Origin of the sequence: Barrientosiimonas humi (assembly GCF_006716095.1) — a bacterium.
GTDB classification, from domain to species: Bacteria; Actinomycetota; Actinomycetes; order Actinomycetales; family Dermatophilaceae; genus Barrientosiimonas; species Barrientosiimonas humi.
This window is the reverse complement of sequence record NZ_VFOK01000001.1, coordinates 502,368-520,165: the sequence shown is the minus strand read 5'-3', so window position 1 is coordinate 520,165 and position 17,798 is coordinate 502,368. Positions and strand designations below refer to the sequence as shown.

Sequence of the window (17,798 nt, the reverse complement as noted above, 5' to 3'; positions counted from 1 at the left end):
CACCGTGCGCCCCACCGCACCCACCGGCGGACCACCGCCAAGGCGAGACCGCCGTACGCCCTGCCGGACCACCGCCGAACCGTGCGCCCCACCGCACCCCCGGCGGACCACCGCCAAGGCGTGACCGCCGTACGCCCTGCCGGACCACCGCCGAACCGTGCGCCCCACCGCACCTGGTGACGGACCACCGCCGAGGCGTACGGCCGCGCCGCGCCGCACCTCGCACGTGGCGTGCGCCGCGGTCAGCCGGGGATGGTGCGCAGCAGCTCGACCAGGTCGCTCTCGTCCGGCAGGTCGGGCCAGACGGTGACCCCGTCGGCGGCGTAGAAGAACGCCGCACGGACCCGGTCGACCGGCACGTCGCGCAGCCGGGCGTAGGCCACCCGGTAGGCCGCGAGCTGCAGCGTGCGGATGCGGGCGTCGGCACCGCTCGGGGCGCGCCCGGTCTTCCAGTCGACGATGACGAAACCCGTTGTCGCGTCGTCGATCTCGCGGTCGGGGAAGACCGCGTCGATGCGACCGCGAACGGCGATGCCGTCGATCACGGTCTCGACCGCGACCTCGAGCTCCAGCGGCTGCTGCCCCGCCCACTCCGAGTCGAGGAAGTGCTGCTTCATCGCGGGCAGCTGCTCGTCGGGCGCCGGGTCGTCGTCGGCGGCGCCGGGCAGCTCGGTGATGTCGACGAGCGCGGCCTGCGCGAAGTGCTGCTCGACCCACGCGTGGAACGCCGTGCCCCGCCGGGCCGCGATCGCCGGCGGCGTCGGCATCGGGCGCCGCAGCTGCCGGGCGAAGGCGACCGGGTCCGAGGCCAGCGCGACCACCGCCGACGCCGACAGGTGCCGCGGCACCGTGACGACCGGGTCGCGCGGTGCCTGCTGCTGGGCCCGCTCCGCGAGCAGCACGAAGATCTCGTCGTCGTGCTCGTCGAGCGGCAGCGCGCCCTGGTCGGGGACCGTCTCGAGCGCCGCCCGCACGGCGTCGGCGCCGTCGGCCAGCTGCTCGCGCCGCCGCCCGAGCGGGTCGTGCGGCCACACGGCGGTGGGCAGCTCGGCGAGGGTGGGGTTCTCGGGCTTGACCCCGTCCTCGACGACCGGCGGCTCGACCCAGGTCCCGCGCTCGACGAGCCCGGCGTCGACCAGCTCGGTGAGGAAGCGTGAGGTCACCCGCGGGCTCGTTGTCGTGTCCCAGACCGGCGCGGTGAGCAGCAGCGCGGAGCGCGCCCGGGTGAGCGCGACGTACGCCAGTCGCCGCTCCTCGGCGATCGCCCACTGCCCGCCCTCGGCGAAGAAGGCGCTGATCCGCCCGCGCAGCTCCTTCACGTCGGGGGCGGTGGACCACTCCAGCACCGGCAGGCCCTCGCGGTCGCCGCGCAGGGCGTACGGCAGCTCGCTCACCCCGCTGACCCACGCCTTGTCGTTGAGCGCCCAGGAGGCCGGCTGGCCGGGGCTGCCCTGGCTGCTGATCCGCCACCCCGGCGGGTCGGCGCACCACTGCGATCCGCCGTTGTGCGCGGGGAAGACCGCCTCGCTGAGCCCGGGGACGGCGACGGCGTCCCACTCCAGGCCCTTGGCCGCGTGGACGGTGAGCACCTGCACCGCGTCGTGCTCGACCTCGAGGTAGCCCTGGTCGAGGCCGCGCTCCTCGCTCTCGGCCGCGTCGAGCCACTCCAGGAGACCGCCCAGCGTGGGCCGGTCGGCCGAGGCGGCGAAGCCGGCACTGACGTCGGCGAACGCGTCGAGGTGGACGCGCGCGGTGGCCGGGGTGTGCTCGGGGCGGGCCAGCACCTCGATGTCGAGCCCGAGCGCCTGCTCGCCCTCGTGCACCAGCTCGGTGAGCGGCAGCCCGGTCAGCGAGCGCATGCGGCGGATCACGCTGCGCAACCGGCGCAGCCTGCGCAGCGCGGCCTCGCTCACCCGCTCGTCGTCGGGCCCGCGCCAGTCGGCGTCGGGCAGCTCGTCGACGGCCTCGGCCAGGGACGCCTGCTCGCGGCTGTCACCGGCGATGTCGACCTGGCGGCCGGACGTCTCGGGCGCGCCGCGCCGCAGCAGCTCGCGCGACCACGCGGCCAGCCCGTCGAGGTCGGCGGGGCCGAGCCGCACCGCCGGACCCACCAGCAGCCGCATCAACCGGTCGCCGCGCGAGGGGTCCTGGACCACCCACAGCAGGCTCACCAGGTCGTTGACCTCGGGGGTGGTGAGCAGACCACCGATGCCGACGACCTCGACGGGGAGGCCGGCCGCGCTCAGCGCCTCGGCAACCGCTGGGAACTGCGAGCGCTTGCGGCACAGCACCGCCGCGGCCGCCCCGGTGCGGTGCCCCTCGTCGTCGAACCAGCGACCGCGCACCCACGCGGCCACCGCCCGGGCCTCGTCGGCGGCCGTGAGGTGCCGCTCGGCCAGCACCGCGCCCTCCCCGGCACCGGGCCGCGGTCGCAGGGTCGTGACCGGGACCAGGCTGGCGTCGCGCAACGGGCCGGCCGCGTGGTTGGCCGCGTCGAGCACCGCCGTGTCGTTGCGCCAGCTCGTCGACAGCGGCACCACCCGGGCCGGCCCGTCGGCGTCGCGGAACCGGTCGCGGAAGGCCGCCAGCGTGGTCGCGCTGGCGCCCCGCCAGCCGTAGATCGACTGGTGCGGGTCGCCCACCGCGGTCACCGGCACCCGCTCGCCCTCGGCGGCGAACAGCGACTCCAGCAGCACCAGCTGCGCCTCGCTGGTGTCCTGGAACTCGTCGAGCAGCACCGCCCGGAACTGCTGCCGCTCGCGCTGCCCGACGACGGGGAACGCCTGCGCCAGCCGGGCGGCGACGCTCATCTGGTCGGCGAAGTCGAGCGCCGACCGCTCGCGCTTGAGCTCGGCGTAGCGCTGCAGCATCGGGACGACCTGGGTGCGCGACAGCGCGGTGTCGCGCAGCTTCTTGACGTCTTCGCCCAGCGAGCGCAGACCCGCTCCGAACGGCAGCGCGTCGATCGCCTCGACCAGGCGCAGGTCGTGCGCCAGCAGCTCCTCCGGCGTGCGCAGGTGCTCGGCGAGCTGACCCGCGAGGTCGACGACGTCGGCCGTGATCGTGCGCTCGGTGCGCTCGAGCGCGTCGACGGGACCGTCGTACGCCGTCACCACCGCGTGCGCCAGCTGCCAGGAGGCCGCCTCGGACAGCATGCGCGAGTCGGGCTCGACCCCGAGCCGGAGCCCGTGCTCGCGCACGATGCGCCCGGCGTAGGCGTGATAGGTGGACACCGTCGGGCTGTCGCCGAGGCCGGGGGTGCCGTCGTCGTCGACGTGCGGGGTCCACAGACCCACCCGCTCCAGCCGGCGCAGCCGCCGGCCGATGCGCTCGGCGAGCTCGCCGGCGGCCTTGCGGGTGAAGGTGAGACCGAGCACCTCCTCGGGTCGCACCAGCTCGTTGGCCACCAGCCACACGACCCGGGCCGACATGGTCTCGGTCTTGCCCGACCCGGCCCCCGCCACGACGAGCAGCGGCGCGAGCGGCGCCTCGATCACCGCCCGCTGCTCGGGGGTCGGCCGGTGCTGGCCGAGGGCGTCGGCGATCGCGTCGGCGTCGTGGCGCACCTGGACCGGCGCCTGGTCGGCGACTGCTGAGCTCACTCCGACACCACCCCTCCCTCGGGCTGCAAGGGGCAGCAGCGCTTCACCGGGCACATGCGGCACCGCTCCCCGATCTTGGCGAGCACCGTCGCCCCGGCCATCCCCTCGGCCGCCTCGTCGACCAGCTCGTGCGCCCAGGTCTCCTCGCCCTCGAGCGGCGGCTGCGGCTGCACCGCGAACTTCTTGTTCGCGCGCAGCTGCACCAGGGCCGCGCCGGCGCTGGTGTCACCCTCGGCGAAGGCGCCCCCCAGCACGGCCACCTGGTAGGCGCCGAGCTGCGGGTGCTCCGGCAGGTCGTTCTTGGGCACCGGGGTGGAGCTGGTCTTGTAGTCGATCACCCGCAGGCCCTGCTCGCCGTGCTGCTCGAGGCGGTCGACCTCGCCGCCGAGCCGGGCCCGGCCGCGGTCGAGCCGGAACGCGCGCTCGACGCCCACCGGCTCCCACCCGGCCGCCTTGGCCTCGTCGAGGTAGGCGCGCAGCTTGTCGATCATCTGGTGGGCCTGGGCGCGCTTGCGCTCGGACATCCAGGTGTCGCCGAGCCCGAGCCGCACCCACCGCTCGTCGAGCGCGTCGTGCATCGCGTCGGGGTCGGTGTCGCCGAGCTCGGCGGCGATCTCGTGGATGAGCGTGCCCTCGCCCGCGGCGCCGACGTCGGGGCCCTCGCCGCCGCGCGTCGTGAGCAACCAGTTGAGCCCGCACGTGCTGAACGCGTCGAGCTTGGAGGGGCTGATGCGCACCCGCTGGTCGGGCCGGCGCAGCGGCCGGTCGTCGGTCAGCTCGGTGAGCGCCCACCACGAGTCGGGGTCGGCCCCGGCGATCCCCTCACGGCTCATCCGGGCCAGGTCGCGGGCGGCACGCTCGCGCTGCTCGGGGGTCGTCTCGGGGCTCGCCAGCGAACGGCGCAGGTCGGCTACGGCCGCCGGCAGGGTCATCGGCCGGGGCACGTCGGTGAACGGGCGCAGCAGCTCCAGGTGGTCGTCTGAATCCGCTTGCTGCTCAAGGGGATCCACGATGTCGAGATAGACCGACGGCTGCTCGTCCTCGGAGCGCACGGCCGTCACCACCACGCGCTCGCGCGCGCGGGTGAGCGCGACCAGGAACTGCCGGGTCTCGTCGTGACGCACCGCGGCCTGCGCCTCGCGGTAGGTCGAGCCGCGCCCGGTCAGCACGTCGACGAGCTGCTCGGAGCCGAGCAGCGAGCCGCGCAGCCGCAGGTCGGGCCACACGCCGTCCTGCACGCCGGCGACCACGACCGTGTGCCACTCGCGGCCGGCCGCCGCGGCCGGGGTCACGAGCGCCACCTGCTCGTCGTCGGGCGCGCGCGCCACCAGGCTGTCGCCCGGCACGTCCTGGCTGCGCAGGTGCTCGAGGAAGTCGCGCACGCCGTGGGCGGGCAACCGGTCGACGTAGGCCGCCGCCGCACCGAACAGCGCCACCACCGCGTCGAGGTCGCGGTCGGCCCGCTCCCCCGACACCCCACCGGCCAGCGCCCGCTGCTCCCACGGCTCGGCCAGACCACTGGCCTGCCACATCGCCCAGAGCACGGTCTCGGCGGTCGCCCCGGGCTGCGCATAGGCCTCGCGGCCAGCACGTACGACCGTCGCCACCCGGCGCACCGCGCTCGCCTCGGGGCCGAGCAGGCGCAACCGGTCGGGGTCGTCGACCACCGCGGCCGACAGCAGCTCGTCGCTGTTGCGCTCGCCCCCGGCCTCGATCTCGGCCCGGCGCAGCTCGCGCCGCAACCGCCGCAGCGTCACCGCGTCGGCACCGCCCAGCGGCGACGTCAGCAGGTCGACCGCCAGCTCCGCGCTGATCGCTCGCGGCTCCTCCGCCGCCCCGGCGCGCAGGCTCGCCCGGTCGGCATCGTCGCCCGCGGCTCGCTCGCCCGAGCCGAGCGCGAGGTCGATGGCGACGTCGAGGCACATCAGCAGCGGGCGCACCGCAGGCTCGTCGCGCAGCGGGACGCTCGCGGGTGGCGTGGCCACCGGCACGCCCGCGGCGGCCAGCGCCCGGCGCAGCGGAGCCGTGCGGCCCCGGCCGCGCACGACCACCGCCAGGTCGGACCAGGCCACGCCGTCGAGCAGGTGCGCGCGGCGCAGCACGCCGGCGACGAACTGGGCCTCCTGCGCGACCGCGCGCAGCAGCGCCACCTCGACCCGGCCGCCCGGCCGCGTGCTCAGCTCGCGGTGCGCTGCGCCCCCGACCGCGCCGACGCGCGTGCTGACCCGCTCGGCGGCCGCGCGCAGCTCGGCGGGCTGCCGGTGGGAGTGGGTGAGCACGAACGGCTCGCCCGCACCCCACTCGGTCGCGAGCTGCCCGGCCAGCCGCGGGTCGGCCCCGCGGAAACCCTGCACGGTGCTGTCGGGGTCGGCCAGCAGCCGCACCTGCGTCTGCGGCCCGACGAGCGTGCGCAGCAACCGCGCCGCCGCGAAGGTCAGCTCGTGCGCCTCGTCGACCACGACGAACCGGATCGTGTCGCGCGCCCGGGCGAGGGCCTCGGGGTCGTCCTGCAGGAGCTCGGCGGCGGCGCCCAGGATCCACGCCGGGTCGTACGCCCCCGGCCGGCTCAGCGCCGTCACGCCGTCGTAGTCGGCGAGCACCTGGGCGGCCGCCACCCAGGCCGGGCGGTCGAGCTGCTCGCCCAGCTCTCGCAGCCGCGGCGCGTCGAGACCCCACTCGACCGCGCGCATCAGCAGATCACGCAGCTCGGCCCGAAAACCCCTGGCGCCCAAGGCTTCTCGCAGGTCGACCGGCCACGGCGGAGACGGGGCGTCACCCGCGGCATAACCCGCCAGCAGCTCGCGCAGCACGACGTCCTGCTCGGGACCGCTGAGCAGCCGCGGCGTCGGGTCGCCGCGCAGCGCGGCCGCCTGGCGCAGCAACCCGAAGCCCAGCGCCTGGTGGGAGCGCGACAGCGGCTCGCTGGTCGTGCCGGCCAGCCGCGCGGTGACCCGGTCGCGCAGCGCGGCGGCGGCCTGCCGCGTCGGCGACAGCACCAGGCAGTGCTCGGGGGCCACCCCGCGCGCCACCGCTGCGGCCACCATCTCGACCGCCACGAGCGACTTGCCCGTGCCCGGCGCGCCCCGCACCAGCAGCACCGGGTCGGTGGCGTCGACGGCGCGCTGCTGGACCTCGTCCAGCAGCGGTGGGGCGGCTCCGAGCTCGGCCGCGCGACGCATCCTCAGCACGGCGCCATCCCATCACGCAGCACCGACAACGCTCAGTCGCGCGGGGCATCCTCGTGCGGCACGGCCACCGGCGCCTCCAGCGGGTGCCGGGCCAGCGTCAGGTCCACGCGCTCACCGCGCAGCGGCGTGCCCTCGGAGCGGTAGTGCTCCAGCGCGGTCGCCTCGTGGCACTGGGGCGGTCGCCCGTCGGCGCGCAGCACCCGCCACCACGCGACCAGGGACCCGTAGCGCGACATCACCTGGCCGACCTGCCGCGGACCGCACCCGGCGGCCCGCCCCACGTCGCCGTAGCTCACCGCGCGCCCGGGCGGAACCTGGTCGACCACGGCCAGCACCCGGTCGGCCACCTCGGGCAGCTCGCGCACCTGCTGCGCGCCCTCGCCGACGGGCTCGTCCACGGTGTCCCCCACGAGATCAGTACGTCGGCACGGCCGGGTCGACGTCACGCGCCCACGCGAGCACGCCGCCGTCGAGCGAGCGCGCCGCGCGGCCGGTGCCGGCCAGCAGCAGGCGTACGGCCTCCGCGGAGCGGCCCCCGGACTTGCAGACCAGGACGAGCGGCCGCTCGTCGTCGGCGAGCAGCGCGAAGGCCGACCCGTCGCGGAACGCCTCGAGCGGCACCGCCTCGCTCCCCGCGATCGCCGCGATGCTGCGCTCGGCCTCGCCCCGCACGTCGACCACCCGCACGGCGTCGTCGCGCAGCAGCGCCGAGACCTCCTGCGCGGAGACGGTGGGTACGTCGTCGACGGCGACCGTGCACGTCACCTGCTCGGTGCGCGGCGCGCGGATGGTGGGGGCGTCCCCGCAGACCGCGCAGCCCGGGTCGCGGCGCACCGGGACGGCGTCCCAGGTCTGGCGCAGCGCGTCGTGCACCAGCAGCCGCCCGACCAGCGGGTCGCCGACGTCCATGAGCAGCTTCAGCGCCTCGGTGGCCTGCACCGCCCCCACCGTGCCGGCGAGCGCGCCGAGCACCCCGCCCTCGGCGCACGAGGGGACCTGCCCGGCCTCGGGCGGGCGCGGGAAGACGCAGCGGTAGCACGGACCGTGACCGGCCCACCACACCGCGACCTGCGCGTCGAACCGCAGGATCGAGGCCCACACCAGCGGCACGCCCGCGAGCACGCACGCGTCGTTGACGAGGTAGCGGGTCGCGAAGTTATCGGTGCCGTCGACGACCAGGTCGGCGCCGGCGACCAGGCCGGCCACGGACTCCTCGGTGATGCGCTCGCGGCGGGGCGACAGACGTACGTCGGGGTTGAGGGCGGCGAGCCGCTCGGCGGCGACCTCGGCCTTGGGCCGGCCGATGTCGTCGGTCGCGAACAGCACCTGCCGCTGCAGGTTGGTGAGGTCGACGGTGTCGTCGTCGACGAGGGTCAGCTCGCCGACGCCGGCGGCCGCGAGATAGCTGAGCACCGGGGCGCCGAGCCCGCCGGCGCCCATCACGACGACGCGCGAGGCGGCCAGCCGGCGCTGGCCCGCCGCGCCCACCTCGGGGAGCAGCAGGTGCCGGGCATAACGCGCACTGGTCACCGGCCCATTGTCACCCCGGCAGCGCCCGGTCGAGAACGGATCGCGCTCCGGTGAACTCGTGGGTAACGAATCACCCATAAGATTGCCCGAGCTATACGAGGAGGCAAGCCAGGTGTCTGTTCCCGAGACTCGCGGCCGGTCGGGGCGTCTTCCCCGCTCGGCGCGCCGCGCCCAGCTGATGGAGGCGGCGCAGTCGGTCTTCGTCGAGTCGGGCTATCACGCCACGGCGATGGACGAGATCGCCGAACGCGCCCAGGTCAGCAAGCCGGTGCTGTATCAGCACTTCCCCGGCAAGCTCGACCTGTACCTGGCGCTGCTGGAGACGCACACCTCCGAGCTGCCCTCGCTCGTGCAGGACGCGCTGGACTCCACGACCGACAACTCCGAGCGCGTCGCGGCCGCGGTGGGCGCCTTCTTCGACTTCGTCGAGCGCAAGGACGCCGCCTTCCGGATGGTGTTCGAGTCCGACCTGATCAACGAGCCCGAGGTGGCCCGGCGGGTGCTGCGCGCGTCCGACAAGTGCGCCGAGTCGGTCGCCGCGGTCGTGCAGGAGGACACCGGTCTGCCGCACGAGCAGTCCAAGCTCATCGGGGTCGCGCTGGTCGGCATGTCCCAGGTGGTGGCCCGCTACTGGATCGCCCGCGGCGACGACATCCCGCGCGAGGAGGCCTCGCGCATCGTGTCGACGCTGGGCTGGCGCGGCCTCACCGGCTTCCCCAAGCAGGACGAGAGCGAGACCCCACCGGCCTGACGCGCGGGCGGCTGCCTACGCTGACCGAAACGTCGCCGCACTCGAAAGGAAGGCACCGTGGAGGTTCGTATTGGCGTGCAGAACGTCGCACGAGAGGTGCTCGTCGACACCGACCTGAGCACCGACGAGGTCGAGAAGGCCGTCACCGAGGCACTGGCCTCGGGCGGCCCGCTGACCCTCGCAGACAGCCGCGGCCAGCGTGTGGTCGTGCCCGGCACCGCGATCGGCTACGTCGACATCGCGGGCGAGACGAAGGGCCGCGTGGGTTTCGGCGGCTGACGACAGACGCAGCGCACGACGAACGGCCCGACCCCTCGCGGGGGTCGGGCCGTTCGCTTGCCTACGGTCGTACGCCTGCTGCGGCTCAGCGAGCGCGGCCGCTGCCGTCCATGCGGCCGGGCAGCGAGCTGCCGACGCGCTTGGACTGCATGCCGGCGTAGGCGCCCACACCGATCACGGCGAGGACGACGCTGATGATCAGCGGGATCCACTGGATGCCGCCGTCGTCGTTGATGCCCAGCAGCGAGTAGCTGATGAGGCCGCCGAGGAAGGCGGCGACGATGCCGATCAGGATCGTCGCGACGATGCTGATGCCCTGCTTGCCGGGCATGACGAGGCGGGCCAGGGCGCCGACGATGAGGCCGACGACGATCCACCAGATGATCTGAGAAACCATGTGACACAGCTCCTTCGTTGGACCGCGTCCGCGGTCCCGTGTGCGGCCCGTGCGCAGGGGAGGCGCACGGGATCTTTCTGCCTCGACTTTGCCGTTGGTGGGGGCCATTGGCAAGGACACGCGCGGGGATGTCCAGCGATCGCCCGATCTTGTGCCGTAATCGATATACAGCGATACCCGCAGGGGTGTGGCGCCCCCTTCCGAAGCGCTACTCAGTCGCTCCCGCGCGGCGCGGAACGCCTCCCCAGGGGTGGGTCGGGGCCGTCAGGCCTGCAGGCCGAGCGCCTCCATGCGGGCGGTGTGGTTGCCGGTGATCCGGGCGAAGAGCCGGGTGAGCTCGGCGAGGTCGGCGCCGGTGCCGCTGCCGTCGTCGACGAGCAGCCCGGTGATGGCGTCGCGGTCGGCCGCGACCCGCTGAGCCTGGGACAGGGCCTCGCCCATCATCCGGCGCCCGAACAGCGCCAGCCGGCCGGCGACCTTGTCGTCGTCGGCGATCGCCGCGCGCAGCGTGGCGGCGGCGAACTCCACGTGCGACCCCCGGCCGAGCACGTCGGCGACGAGGTCCTGGGTCTGGGGGTCGACGTACTTGGCGATCTCCTTGTAGAAGTCGGCGGCCAGGGCGTTCCCGCTGTAGACCTTCATCAGCCCCTCGAGCCAGCTGCCCGGCTCGGTGCGGCGGTGCCACTCGTCGAAGCTCGCGGCGAACGGCTCCATCGTCTTCTCGGGGCTCGCGCCGAGCTCCTCGATGCGCGCGGTGAGACGTTCGTACTGCGCGAACTCGGTGACCGCGACCTGGGCCAGGCGCATGCGGATCGACATCTCGGGGGCGCCCTCGGCGTCGCGCACGATGGTGAAGAACCCGACCAGCTCGCCGTAGGCCAGCGCCCCCAGCAGGTCCAGGACCCCCTCGCGGAACGCCGGGTCGGACAGGTCGCGCGGGGAGCCCTCAGCCATGGCTCGATGCTAGTCATGCCCGACCCACCCGATACGATGAGCGCGACAACTGGTGCCCGGTCGGCTTGCGACGACTTGACCGAGCCCGCCTCCGCGCGGGCATGGAGAACTCCGATCGGCTCCTGGACCTGAGGGGGCCCGCACGGTCGTGCGCGCGGCCCCGCCGATCGAGAAGAGCACACCCCGTGACCGACCAGAGCATCCCCACCGTCGAGGGCTCCCCCGAGCCGGGCGAGACCACGTTCGCCGACTTCGACGTCAACCCCGACATCGTGCAGGCGCTGCGCGAGTCCGGCATCGTCAACCCGTTCCCCATCCAGGCCATGACGCTGCCCGTGGCGCTCGGCGGCCACGACATCATCGGGCAGGCCAAGACCGGCACCGGCAAGACGCTGGGCTTCGGCGTGCCGATCGTGCACAACGCCGTCACCCCGACCGACCCCGGCTTCTCCGAGCTGCCCTCCCCCGGCGCCCCGCAGGCGCTGGTGGTGGTGCCGACCCGCGAGCTCGCCGTGCAGGTCGCCGGCGACCTGGAGCGCGCCGGCAAGAAGCCCGGCGCCCGGGTGCTCACGGTCTACGGCGGCCGCGCCTACGAACCGCAGATCGAGGCGCTGCGCCGCGGCGTCGAGGTCGTGGTCGGCACCCCCGGCCGACTGATCGACCTGTCGGCCCAGGGCCACCTGAACCTGTCGTACGTGCGCATCGTGGTGCTCGACGAGGCCGACGAGATGCTCGACCTGGGCTTCCTGCCCGACGTCGAGAAGCTGCTGGCGCAGACGCCGGCCTCGCGCCAGACCATGCTGTGGAGCGCCACCATGCCGGGCGCGGTCGTCGCGCTGGCCCGCCGCTACATGACCCAGCCCACGCACATCCGCGCGATGTCCGAGGAGGGCGAGGACGGCCACACCGTCAAGGCGATCGAGCAGTTCGTCTACCGCGCCCACGCCATGGACAAGGTCGAGATGCTCGCCCGCATCCTGCAGGCCGAGGAGCGCGGGCTGACGATCGTGTTCACCCGCACCAAGCGCACCGCCGCCAAGGTCGCCGACGAGCTGGTCGACCGCGGTTTCGCCGCAGCCGCCATCCACGGCGACCTCGGTCAGGGCGCCCGCGAGCAGGCGCTGCGGGCCTTCCGCACCGGCAAGGTCGACGTGCTGGTCGCCACCGACGTCGCCGCCCGCGGCATCGACGTCGAGAACGTCACCCACGTCATCAACTACCAGTGCCCCGAGGACGAGAAGACCTACGTCCACCGCGTCGGCCGCACCGGTCGCGCCGGCAACACCGGCATCGCCGTGACCTTCGTCGACTGGGACGACATGCCGCGCTGGGGGCTGATCAACAAGGCCCTCGACCTCGGCATCCCCGAGCCGGCCGAGACCTACTCCTCCTCCCCGCACCTGTACGCCGACCTCGACATCCCCGCCGGGGCCAAGGGCACCCTGCCGCGCTCCGAGCGCACCCGCGCCGGGCTGGACAGCGAGGCGATCGAGGACCTGGGCGAGACGGGCAAGTCCCGCGGCGGTTCCGCCGGCCGGGGCGGGCAGCGCGGCGGTGGCCGTGGTGGCTCGCGCGGTGGCGGCCGCTCCCGCGGCGGCCAGCGCGGCGACCAGCGCGAGCCGAAGGCCGCGAGCGAGACCCCGCGCCGCTCGGGCGACGCGCCGCGGCGCCGCCGTCGTCGTACGCGTGGGGGCCAGTCCGGCCAGAGCACCCCGTCGCAGGACTGACCGGGAGCGGCGCGGTGGCCGAGGCAGAGTCACGGTTCAGCCCCGAGTCGGTGGCGATCCTGCGCAACGCCGACCGCCGGCTGCGCTCGGCCGACCGCGGCGACACCACCCGCCGTTATGCCGCGATCAAGGCGGCGCTGGCCGGGCTGGCGCCGCTCGACGCGTTCTACATCGGGCACTTCCGGGGCGAGAGCAGCATCGTGCTGTCCTACATCTTCGACGGCGACCAGCGGCTCGCCTCCGAGATGCTCACCGCCGCGCCGGGCGGCGTCTCGCACTGGGTGCGCTCCTCCGGCAAGCCCTACCTCTACAGCCAGGACGACGGCCGCATGCTGCACCGCGGCGCGCCGCTCGGCGACGCCGAGCAGCTGTCCAACGACGCCGTGTTCACGCCCCTGCTGGACGTCGAGACCGGCGAGCCGGTGGGCATGATCAGCTCGCAGAGCCTGAAGCCGCACACCTTCTCCGAGGAGTTCGTGCGCGCCCAGACCTGGCTGTCGCGCGCGCTGATGGTCTCCCTGCTGCAGGACGAGCAGCTGGGCGGTGAGCTGTACGAGCTCTACCCCGAGCTGGACAGCGAACGGGTGCGCACCGAGGCCGACCTGCTCAACCGCATCGGCGAGCGTCTCGACGTGCTCACCCGCACGCTGCAGGAGCTGCGGCGCAGCGCCGACGACGCCGGCATCGCCACCGTCTCCGGCCAGGCGAAGGAGGCGACCGACCTGTGCGAGCGGGTGCAGACCGAGGTCGCCGAGCTCATCCGCACCTACCAGCCGCCGGTGGTCTCCACCGACCTCACGGCCCGCGAGGTCGAGGTCGCCGTGCTCATCGCGCGCGACGGCTCCAGCAACGCCGAGCTCGCCCGCCGGCTGCACATCTCCGAGAAGACCGTGAAGACCCACGTGGGCAACGTGCTGCGCAAGCTCGGCGTGACCCAGCGGGCCGCGATCGCCTGGACGCTGCCGCCCGAGCTGCTCGGCCGGGTCCCCGAGACCGAGGCCGAGCAGGAGTCCTAGGACCGGTCCCGGTCGGGTCCCTCGGCCAAGGTCGTAGGACCTACGCGAGGGAAAGATCGGCCGTAGTCCCATGGCGAGCGCAGCGCCCGCTCGCGCACCATGGTTACAGGCAAGCGGTCGGGGGGCCGCGAGCCGACGTGAACGGCGCAGGGGGAAACCGCCGTCACGCGCCACGGGGGGCGCCGGTCGACGAGGGGATCGCCGGCGCCACCCACGGCGGAGCTCGAGTCGGCGGCTGCCGGTGAACGACCGCAGGGGGTCGCTCAGCGGCAGCCGCCGACCACGTTCGTACGCCCGAATTCCTAGGGCTTCAATCCGGTCACGACCTGCGCGCGGGCCTAGTCTCGACTTGATCTGATCTAGGCGTTGCACAAAAGTAGGTAGTCGGTCTTCGGCCAGGTCCGGTAGGCCGCACCGTCTGAAGCAGATGACGACCGCACGAAACGACGTACGACGACGAGCGAGGTCGATCCGTGTCAACGACACGAAATGAGCACGAGCGCACCGACGGGTTCTACCCCGACGAGCCCCACGACACCGGGGCGACGGCTGCGCCGCCCGAACCCAGCCACCCGCTGCTCGGCGGCATCCGCGGACCGATCCGCGAGCCGTGGGGCGAGCGCAACAGCAGCGGTGTCGACTGGCTGATCTTCGGCGTCACCTCGGTGCTGGCGCTGGCCTTCGTGGCGTTCGGGTTCTCCGCGCCGCAGCAGCTGAGCGAGACGTCCGGCGACGCCCTCGGCTGGGTCATGAACACGACCGGCTGGCTGTTCGTGACGCTGGCCTCGGCGTTCGTGGTGTTCGCGATCTGGCTGGCCGCGAGCCGCTACGGCAACATCCCGCTCGGCGCCGACCACGAGAAGCCGGAGTTCCGGACGGTCTCGTGGATCGCGATGATGTTCAGCGCCGGCATGGGCATCGGCCTGATGTTCTTCGGTGTCGCCGAGCCGCTGTCGCACTACCTGTCGCCGCCGCCCGGCTCCGGCGCGGAGGCGCAGACCCCCGAAGCCACGCAGGTCGCGATGGCCACGACGCTGTTCCACTGGACGCTGCACCCCTGGGCGATCTACGCCGTCGTCGGCATCGCGATCGCCTACGGCACGTTCCGCAAGGGCCGCCGCCAGCTGATCTCGGAGGTCTTCCGGCCGCTGCTCGGCGAGCGGGTCGAGGGCCCCATCGGCAAGATCATCGACATGCTCGCGATCTTCGCGACGCTCTTCGGCTCGGCCGCGTCGCTCGGTCTGGGCGCGCTGCAGATCTCCGCGGGTCTGCAGGCCACCGGCTGGGTCGACACCGTCGGCCAGTTCACCCTCGTCGCGATCATCGGCCTGCTGACCATCGGCTTCGTGCTGAGCGCCGTCTCGGGCGTGGCCCGCGGCATCCAGTGGCTGTCCAACATCAACATGGTGCTGGCCCTGGTGCTGGCCGTGTTCGTGTTCGTGGTCGGCCCGACGATCTTCATCCTCAACCTGCTGCCGACCGCGATCGGGAGCTACTTCGACAACCTGGCCAGCATGGGTGCCCGCACCGACGCCTCGGGCGGCGCCGCGATGCACGACTGGCTCGCCGGCTACACGATCTTCTACTGGGCCTGGTGGGTCAGCTGGACGCCCTTCGTCGGCATGTTCATCGCCCGGATCAGCAAGGGCCGCACCATCCGCCAGTTCGTGACCGGTGTGCTGCTGGTCCCGAGCCTGGTCAGCCTGGTCTGGTTCGCCATCTTCGGTGGCGCCGCGATCTGGCAGCAGAGCCAGACCAAGGACCTCGCGGCGGCCGACGGCTCGGTGAACTCCGACACGGCGCTGTTCCAGGTGCTCGACCACTTCCCGCTCGCCACGGTCGCGGCGGTACTGGTGATGTTCCTGGTCGCGATCTTCTTCGTGTCCGGTGCCGACGCGGCGTCCATCGTGATGGGCACGCTGTCCGAGCGGGGCGACACCGAGCCCGCCCGCGGCACGGTCATCTTCTGGGGTGTCCTCACCGGTGGCGTGGCCGCGGTCATGCTGCTGGCCGGGTTCGCCGAGGGAGACGCGTCCGCGGCACTCACCTCGCTGCAGAACATCACGATCGTGTCGGCGCTGCCGTTCGTGCTCGTGATGGCCGTGATGTGCTTCGCGCTGGTCAAGGACCTCAACGCCGACCCGATGATGCGCCGCGGCGCCCTGGGTCAGGAGCTGGTCGAGCGCGCGGTCATCGAGGGCGTGACCGAGCACGGCCCCGAGGGTCTGCACCTGGTCACCCGCGCCCGCCGCGCCGTGCGCCGCGAGCGCGTCGACGGCCGGGTCGACCCGCGCGACAACGGCTCGGACGGGCACGACGGGTCGCGGACGAGCGACTTCTAGGGACGCACGATCGAGGTGCCGCTGCTCGCGAGCGCCTCGATCTGCTCCAGCACAGCCGGCTCGGTGAGGTTCTCACCGAGCCGGTTGGGCTTTCCGGTGCCGTGGTAGTCGCTGCTGCCGGTGACGAGCAGGCCGAGCCGGTTCGCCAGGTCGAGGGCGTGCGAGCGCGCCGGCTCGTCGTGGTCACGGTGGTTCGCCTCCAGCCCCGCGAGACCCGCGGCCGCCATCTCCTCCACCACCGGGTCGGCCACCACGCGTCCGCGCTGGGCCGCGAACGGATGGGCCATGACGGCGACGCCGCCCGCTCGGCGCAGCAGGCGTACGGCCTCGACGGGGTGCGGCGCGTAGTGCGGCACGTGGTAGCGCGACCGGGAGTGCAGCAGGTCGGCGAACGCGGCCGACCGGTCGGGCACGACCCCGTTCGCCACGAGGGCGTCGGCGATGTGCGGACGGCCGATCGTGGCGCCCTCGCTGGCCTGGGCGAGCACGTCGTCCCAGGTGATCGGGTAGTCCTGCGCCAGCCGGTCGACCATCGTGCGCGCCCGGCCGACGCGCGACTCGCGCGAGGCATCGAGCTCGGCGAGCAGGGCCGGCTCGGCCGGGTCGAACAGGTAGCCGAGCACGTGCACGCTGATGCCGTCGTCGGTGCGGGTGCTGACCTCGATGCCCGGCACGAGCGCGATGCCGGCCTCGCGGGCGGCGCGCGCGGCCTCGGCCCAGCCCTGGGTGGTGTCGTGATCGGTCAGGGCCACGGCGTCCAGCCCCGCCGTCGCGGCCGCCCGCACGAGGTCACCGGGGCTCTCGGTGCCGTCGCTGGCGAAGCTGTGGGTGTGCAGGTCGATCCGCATTGCCGCAGGGTAGCCGCGGTGTCGCGATGGTCGCGGGGCGACGAAGGTGACAGGGTGGCTCCCGCCCGCACGTTTCCGTCGCAAGGACCCCCAGATGAGCAACCAACCGCCGCAGGACCAGGGCGGCCAGCCCGGTGACCCGAACTACCCCCAGGGCGGGCAGCAGCCCGGTGGGTACGGCAGCCCCCAGGGCGGCTACGGCACCCCGCCGGGCGGCGGCTACGGGAGCCCGCAGGACGGCGGCTACGGGAGCCCGCAGGACGGCGGCTACGGGAGCCCGCAGGGCGGCAGCTACGGCGGACCCGGGCAGCCGACGTACGGCGCCCCCGGGCAGCCGACGTACGGCGCCCCCGGGCAGCCGACGTACGGCGCCCCGGGCTACGGCCAGCCCGGTGGCTACCCCGGCCAGCCGGGGTACGGCCAGCCCGGCTACGGCCCGCCGACGAACCCGCAGAACCAGAAGGCGCTGTGGTCGATGATCCTCGGCATCGCGAGCATCCCGCTGATGTTCTGCTGCTACCTCGGGGCACCGATGGCCATCGCCGGGATCGTGCTCAGCTTCATGGGCAAGGGCGAGATCGACCGGTCCAACGGCGTCCAGACCAACCGCACCATGGCGACGGTCGGCCTGGTCACGAGCATTATCGCGCTGGCCACGGCCCTGGCCCTCATCGCCATGGTGGCGAGCGGCCTCGCCGACCCGTCCTTCTTGCAGGAGCTGGAGAACCAGGAGTAGTGACCCCGGCCCAGGCTCCGCGAGCCCGGTGGCCCCGCCTGCTGGCGTGGGCCGCCGGGCTGCTCGGCGCGGCCGCGTTCGTCACCTACCTCTACCGCAACGACCCGCACCAGCCCGGCGCCTACCCGACCTGCTTCCTGCGCTCAGCCACCGGCCTGGCCTGCCCGGGATGCGGCGGGACGCGCGCGGCGTACGACCTGCTGCACGGTGACGTGAGCGAGGCGATGCAGGAGCACGCCCTCCTGCTCCCGCTCCTGCTGGTCGTCGGGGTGCTCCTGGTCCGGTCGCTGTGGCGCCGGCGCGACCCGGACGCACGCGGCGGCGGGCTCGCCCCCACCGGGATCGGCATCAGCGTCGCCGTGGCCTTCCTGGTCTTCGGCATCGTGCGCAACCTGCCCGGCCTGGAGGTGCTGCAGCCGCTGTGAGGC

The 17,798-nt window shown here is 73.9% G+C and carries 14 protein-coding genes; 7 read left to right on the top strand and 7 right to left on the bottom strand.

Annotation, left to right across the window (positions count from 1 at the left end):
- Positions 1-242 precede the first annotated feature (242 nt).
- Genes FB554_RS02535 through moeB form a run of 4 tightly spaced genes read right to left on the bottom strand, consistent with a single transcriptional unit; the run spans position 243 to position 8,320 of the window.
- Positions 243-3,602: an ATP-dependent helicase gene (locus FB554_RS02535; protein WP_170206755.1), complete on the bottom strand. Its 3,360-nt coding sequence runs from the start codon at positions 3,600-3,602 to the stop codon at positions 243-245.
- Positions 3,599-6,781 (bottom strand): ATP-dependent helicase, encoded by a 3,183-nt coding sequence (locus FB554_RS02530; RefSeq protein ID WP_142007375.1) that lies wholly within the window; start codon positions 6,779-6,781, stop codon positions 3,599-3,601. Before FB554_RS02530 ends, FB554_RS02535 begins: the two co-directional genes overlap by 4 nt.
- A gap of 41 nt (positions 6,782-6,822) precedes the next feature.
- The gene (locus FB554_RS02525) at positions 6,823-7,200 is read right to left on the bottom strand and encodes an MGMT family protein (protein ID WP_236022227.1); all 378 of its coding nucleotides are present in this window, start codon (positions 7,198-7,200) and stop codon (positions 6,823-6,825) included.
- A 4-nt stretch (positions 7,201-7,204) separates the two neighbouring features.
- Positions 7,205-8,320 carry a molybdopterin-synthase adenylyltransferase MoeB gene (moeB, locus tag FB554_RS02520; protein WP_236022226.1) on the bottom strand — a complete coding sequence of 372 codons (1,116 nt, stop codon included), beginning with the start codon at positions 8,318-8,320 and terminating at the stop codon, positions 7,205-7,207.
- Positions 8,321-8,498: 178 nt separating this feature from the next.
- Between moeB and FB554_RS02515 the strand changes: the two genes are divergently transcribed.
- Positions 8,499-9,071 (top strand): TetR/AcrR family transcriptional regulator, encoded by a 573-nt coding sequence (locus FB554_RS02515; protein ID WP_142007373.1) that lies wholly within the window; start codon positions 8,499-8,501, stop codon positions 9,069-9,071.
- 57 nt (positions 9,072-9,128) lie between these two features.
- Positions 9,129-9,350: a DUF3107 domain-containing protein gene (locus FB554_RS02510; protein WP_142004492.1), complete on the top strand. Its 222-nt coding sequence runs from the start codon at positions 9,129-9,131 to the stop codon at positions 9,348-9,350.
- 85 nt (positions 9,351-9,435) lie between these two features.
- Here the strand turns inward: FB554_RS02510 and FB554_RS02505 are convergent, their stop codons facing one another.
- Both FB554_RS02505 and FB554_RS02500 read right to left on the bottom strand, forming a co-directional pair.
- Complete coding sequence (locus tag FB554_RS02505) at positions 9,436-9,747, bottom strand: GlsB/YeaQ/YmgE family stress response membrane protein (RefSeq protein ID WP_142004491.1); 312 nt, start codon at positions 9,745-9,747, stop codon at positions 9,436-9,438.
- A 264-nt stretch (positions 9,748-10,011) separates the two neighbouring features.
- Positions 10,012-10,701, bottom strand: coding sequence for a ferritin-like fold-containing protein (locus FB554_RS02500; protein WP_142004490.1), 690 nt, complete (start codon positions 10,699-10,701; stop codon positions 10,012-10,014).
- Positions 10,702-10,886: 185 nt separating this feature from the next.
- On the opposite strand from FB554_RS02500, the gene FB554_RS02495 reads away from it, so the two are divergent.
- From FB554_RS02495 to FB554_RS02485, 3 genes are all read left to right on the top strand, one after another.
- Positions 10,887-12,428, top strand: a complete 1,542-nt coding sequence (locus FB554_RS02495; RefSeq protein ID WP_236022225.1) for a DEAD/DEAH box helicase — start codon at positions 10,887-10,889, stop codon at positions 12,426-12,428.
- Positions 12,429-12,442: 14 nt separating this feature from the next.
- The gene (locus tag FB554_RS17765; protein ID WP_276488534.1) at positions 12,443-13,444 is read left to right on the top strand and encodes a helix-turn-helix transcriptional regulator; all 1,002 of its coding nucleotides are present in this window, start codon (positions 12,443-12,445) and stop codon (positions 13,442-13,444) included.
- A 575-nt stretch (positions 13,445-14,019) separates the two neighbouring features.
- Positions 14,020-15,786 (top strand): BCCT family transporter, encoded by a 1,767-nt coding sequence (locus FB554_RS02485; protein ID WP_392426345.1) that lies wholly within the window; start codon positions 14,020-14,022, stop codon positions 15,784-15,786.
- Here FB554_RS02485 and FB554_RS02480 read toward each other — a convergent pair.
- Positions 15,783-16,634 carry a PHP domain-containing protein gene (locus FB554_RS02480; RefSeq protein WP_142004488.1) on the bottom strand — a complete coding sequence of 284 codons (852 nt, stop codon included), beginning with the start codon at positions 16,632-16,634 and terminating at the stop codon, positions 15,783-15,785. The genes FB554_RS02485 and FB554_RS02480 overlap by 4 nt on opposite strands.
- A gap of 94 nt (positions 16,635-16,728) precedes the next feature.
- Between FB554_RS02480 and FB554_RS17760 the strand changes: the two genes are divergently transcribed.
- A complete protein-coding gene (locus FB554_RS17760) occupies positions 16,729-17,370 on the top strand; it encodes a DUF4190 domain-containing protein (protein WP_142004487.1) in 642 nt (213 codons plus the stop codon).
- Positions 17,370-17,795 (top strand): DUF2752 domain-containing protein, encoded by a 426-nt coding sequence (locus FB554_RS02470; RefSeq protein WP_142004486.1) that lies wholly within the window; start codon positions 17,370-17,372, stop codon positions 17,793-17,795. Before FB554_RS17760 ends, FB554_RS02470 begins: the two co-directional genes overlap by 1 nt.
- Positions 17,796-17,798: the final 3 nt, after the last annotated feature.

Excerpts from the sequence above, each read along its gene's own strand:
- FB554_RS02530 (WP_142007375.1), bottom strand. The coding sequence starts at position 6,781 with ATGCGTCGCGCGGCCGAGCTCGGAGCCGCCCCACCGCTGCTGGACGAG.
- FB554_RS02515 (WP_142007373.1), top strand. The coding sequence starts at position 8,499 with ATGGAGGCGGCGCAGTCGGTCTTCGTCGAGTCGGGCTATCACGCCACG.
- FB554_RS02505 (WP_142004491.1), bottom strand. The coding sequence starts at position 9,747 with ATGGTTTCTCAGATCATCTGGTGGATCGTCGTCGGCCTCATCGTCGGC.
- FB554_RS02500 (WP_142004490.1), bottom strand. The coding sequence starts at position 10,701 with ATGGCTGAGGGCTCCCCGCGCGACCTGTCCGACCCGGCGTTCCGCGAG.
- FB554_RS02480 (WP_142004488.1), bottom strand. The coding sequence starts at position 16,634 with ATGCGGATCGACCTGCACACCCACAGCTTCGCCAGCGACGGCACCGAG.
- FB554_RS17760 (WP_142004487.1), top strand. The coding sequence starts at position 16,729 with ATGAGCAACCAACCGCCGCAGGACCAGGGCGGCCAGCCCGGTGACCCG.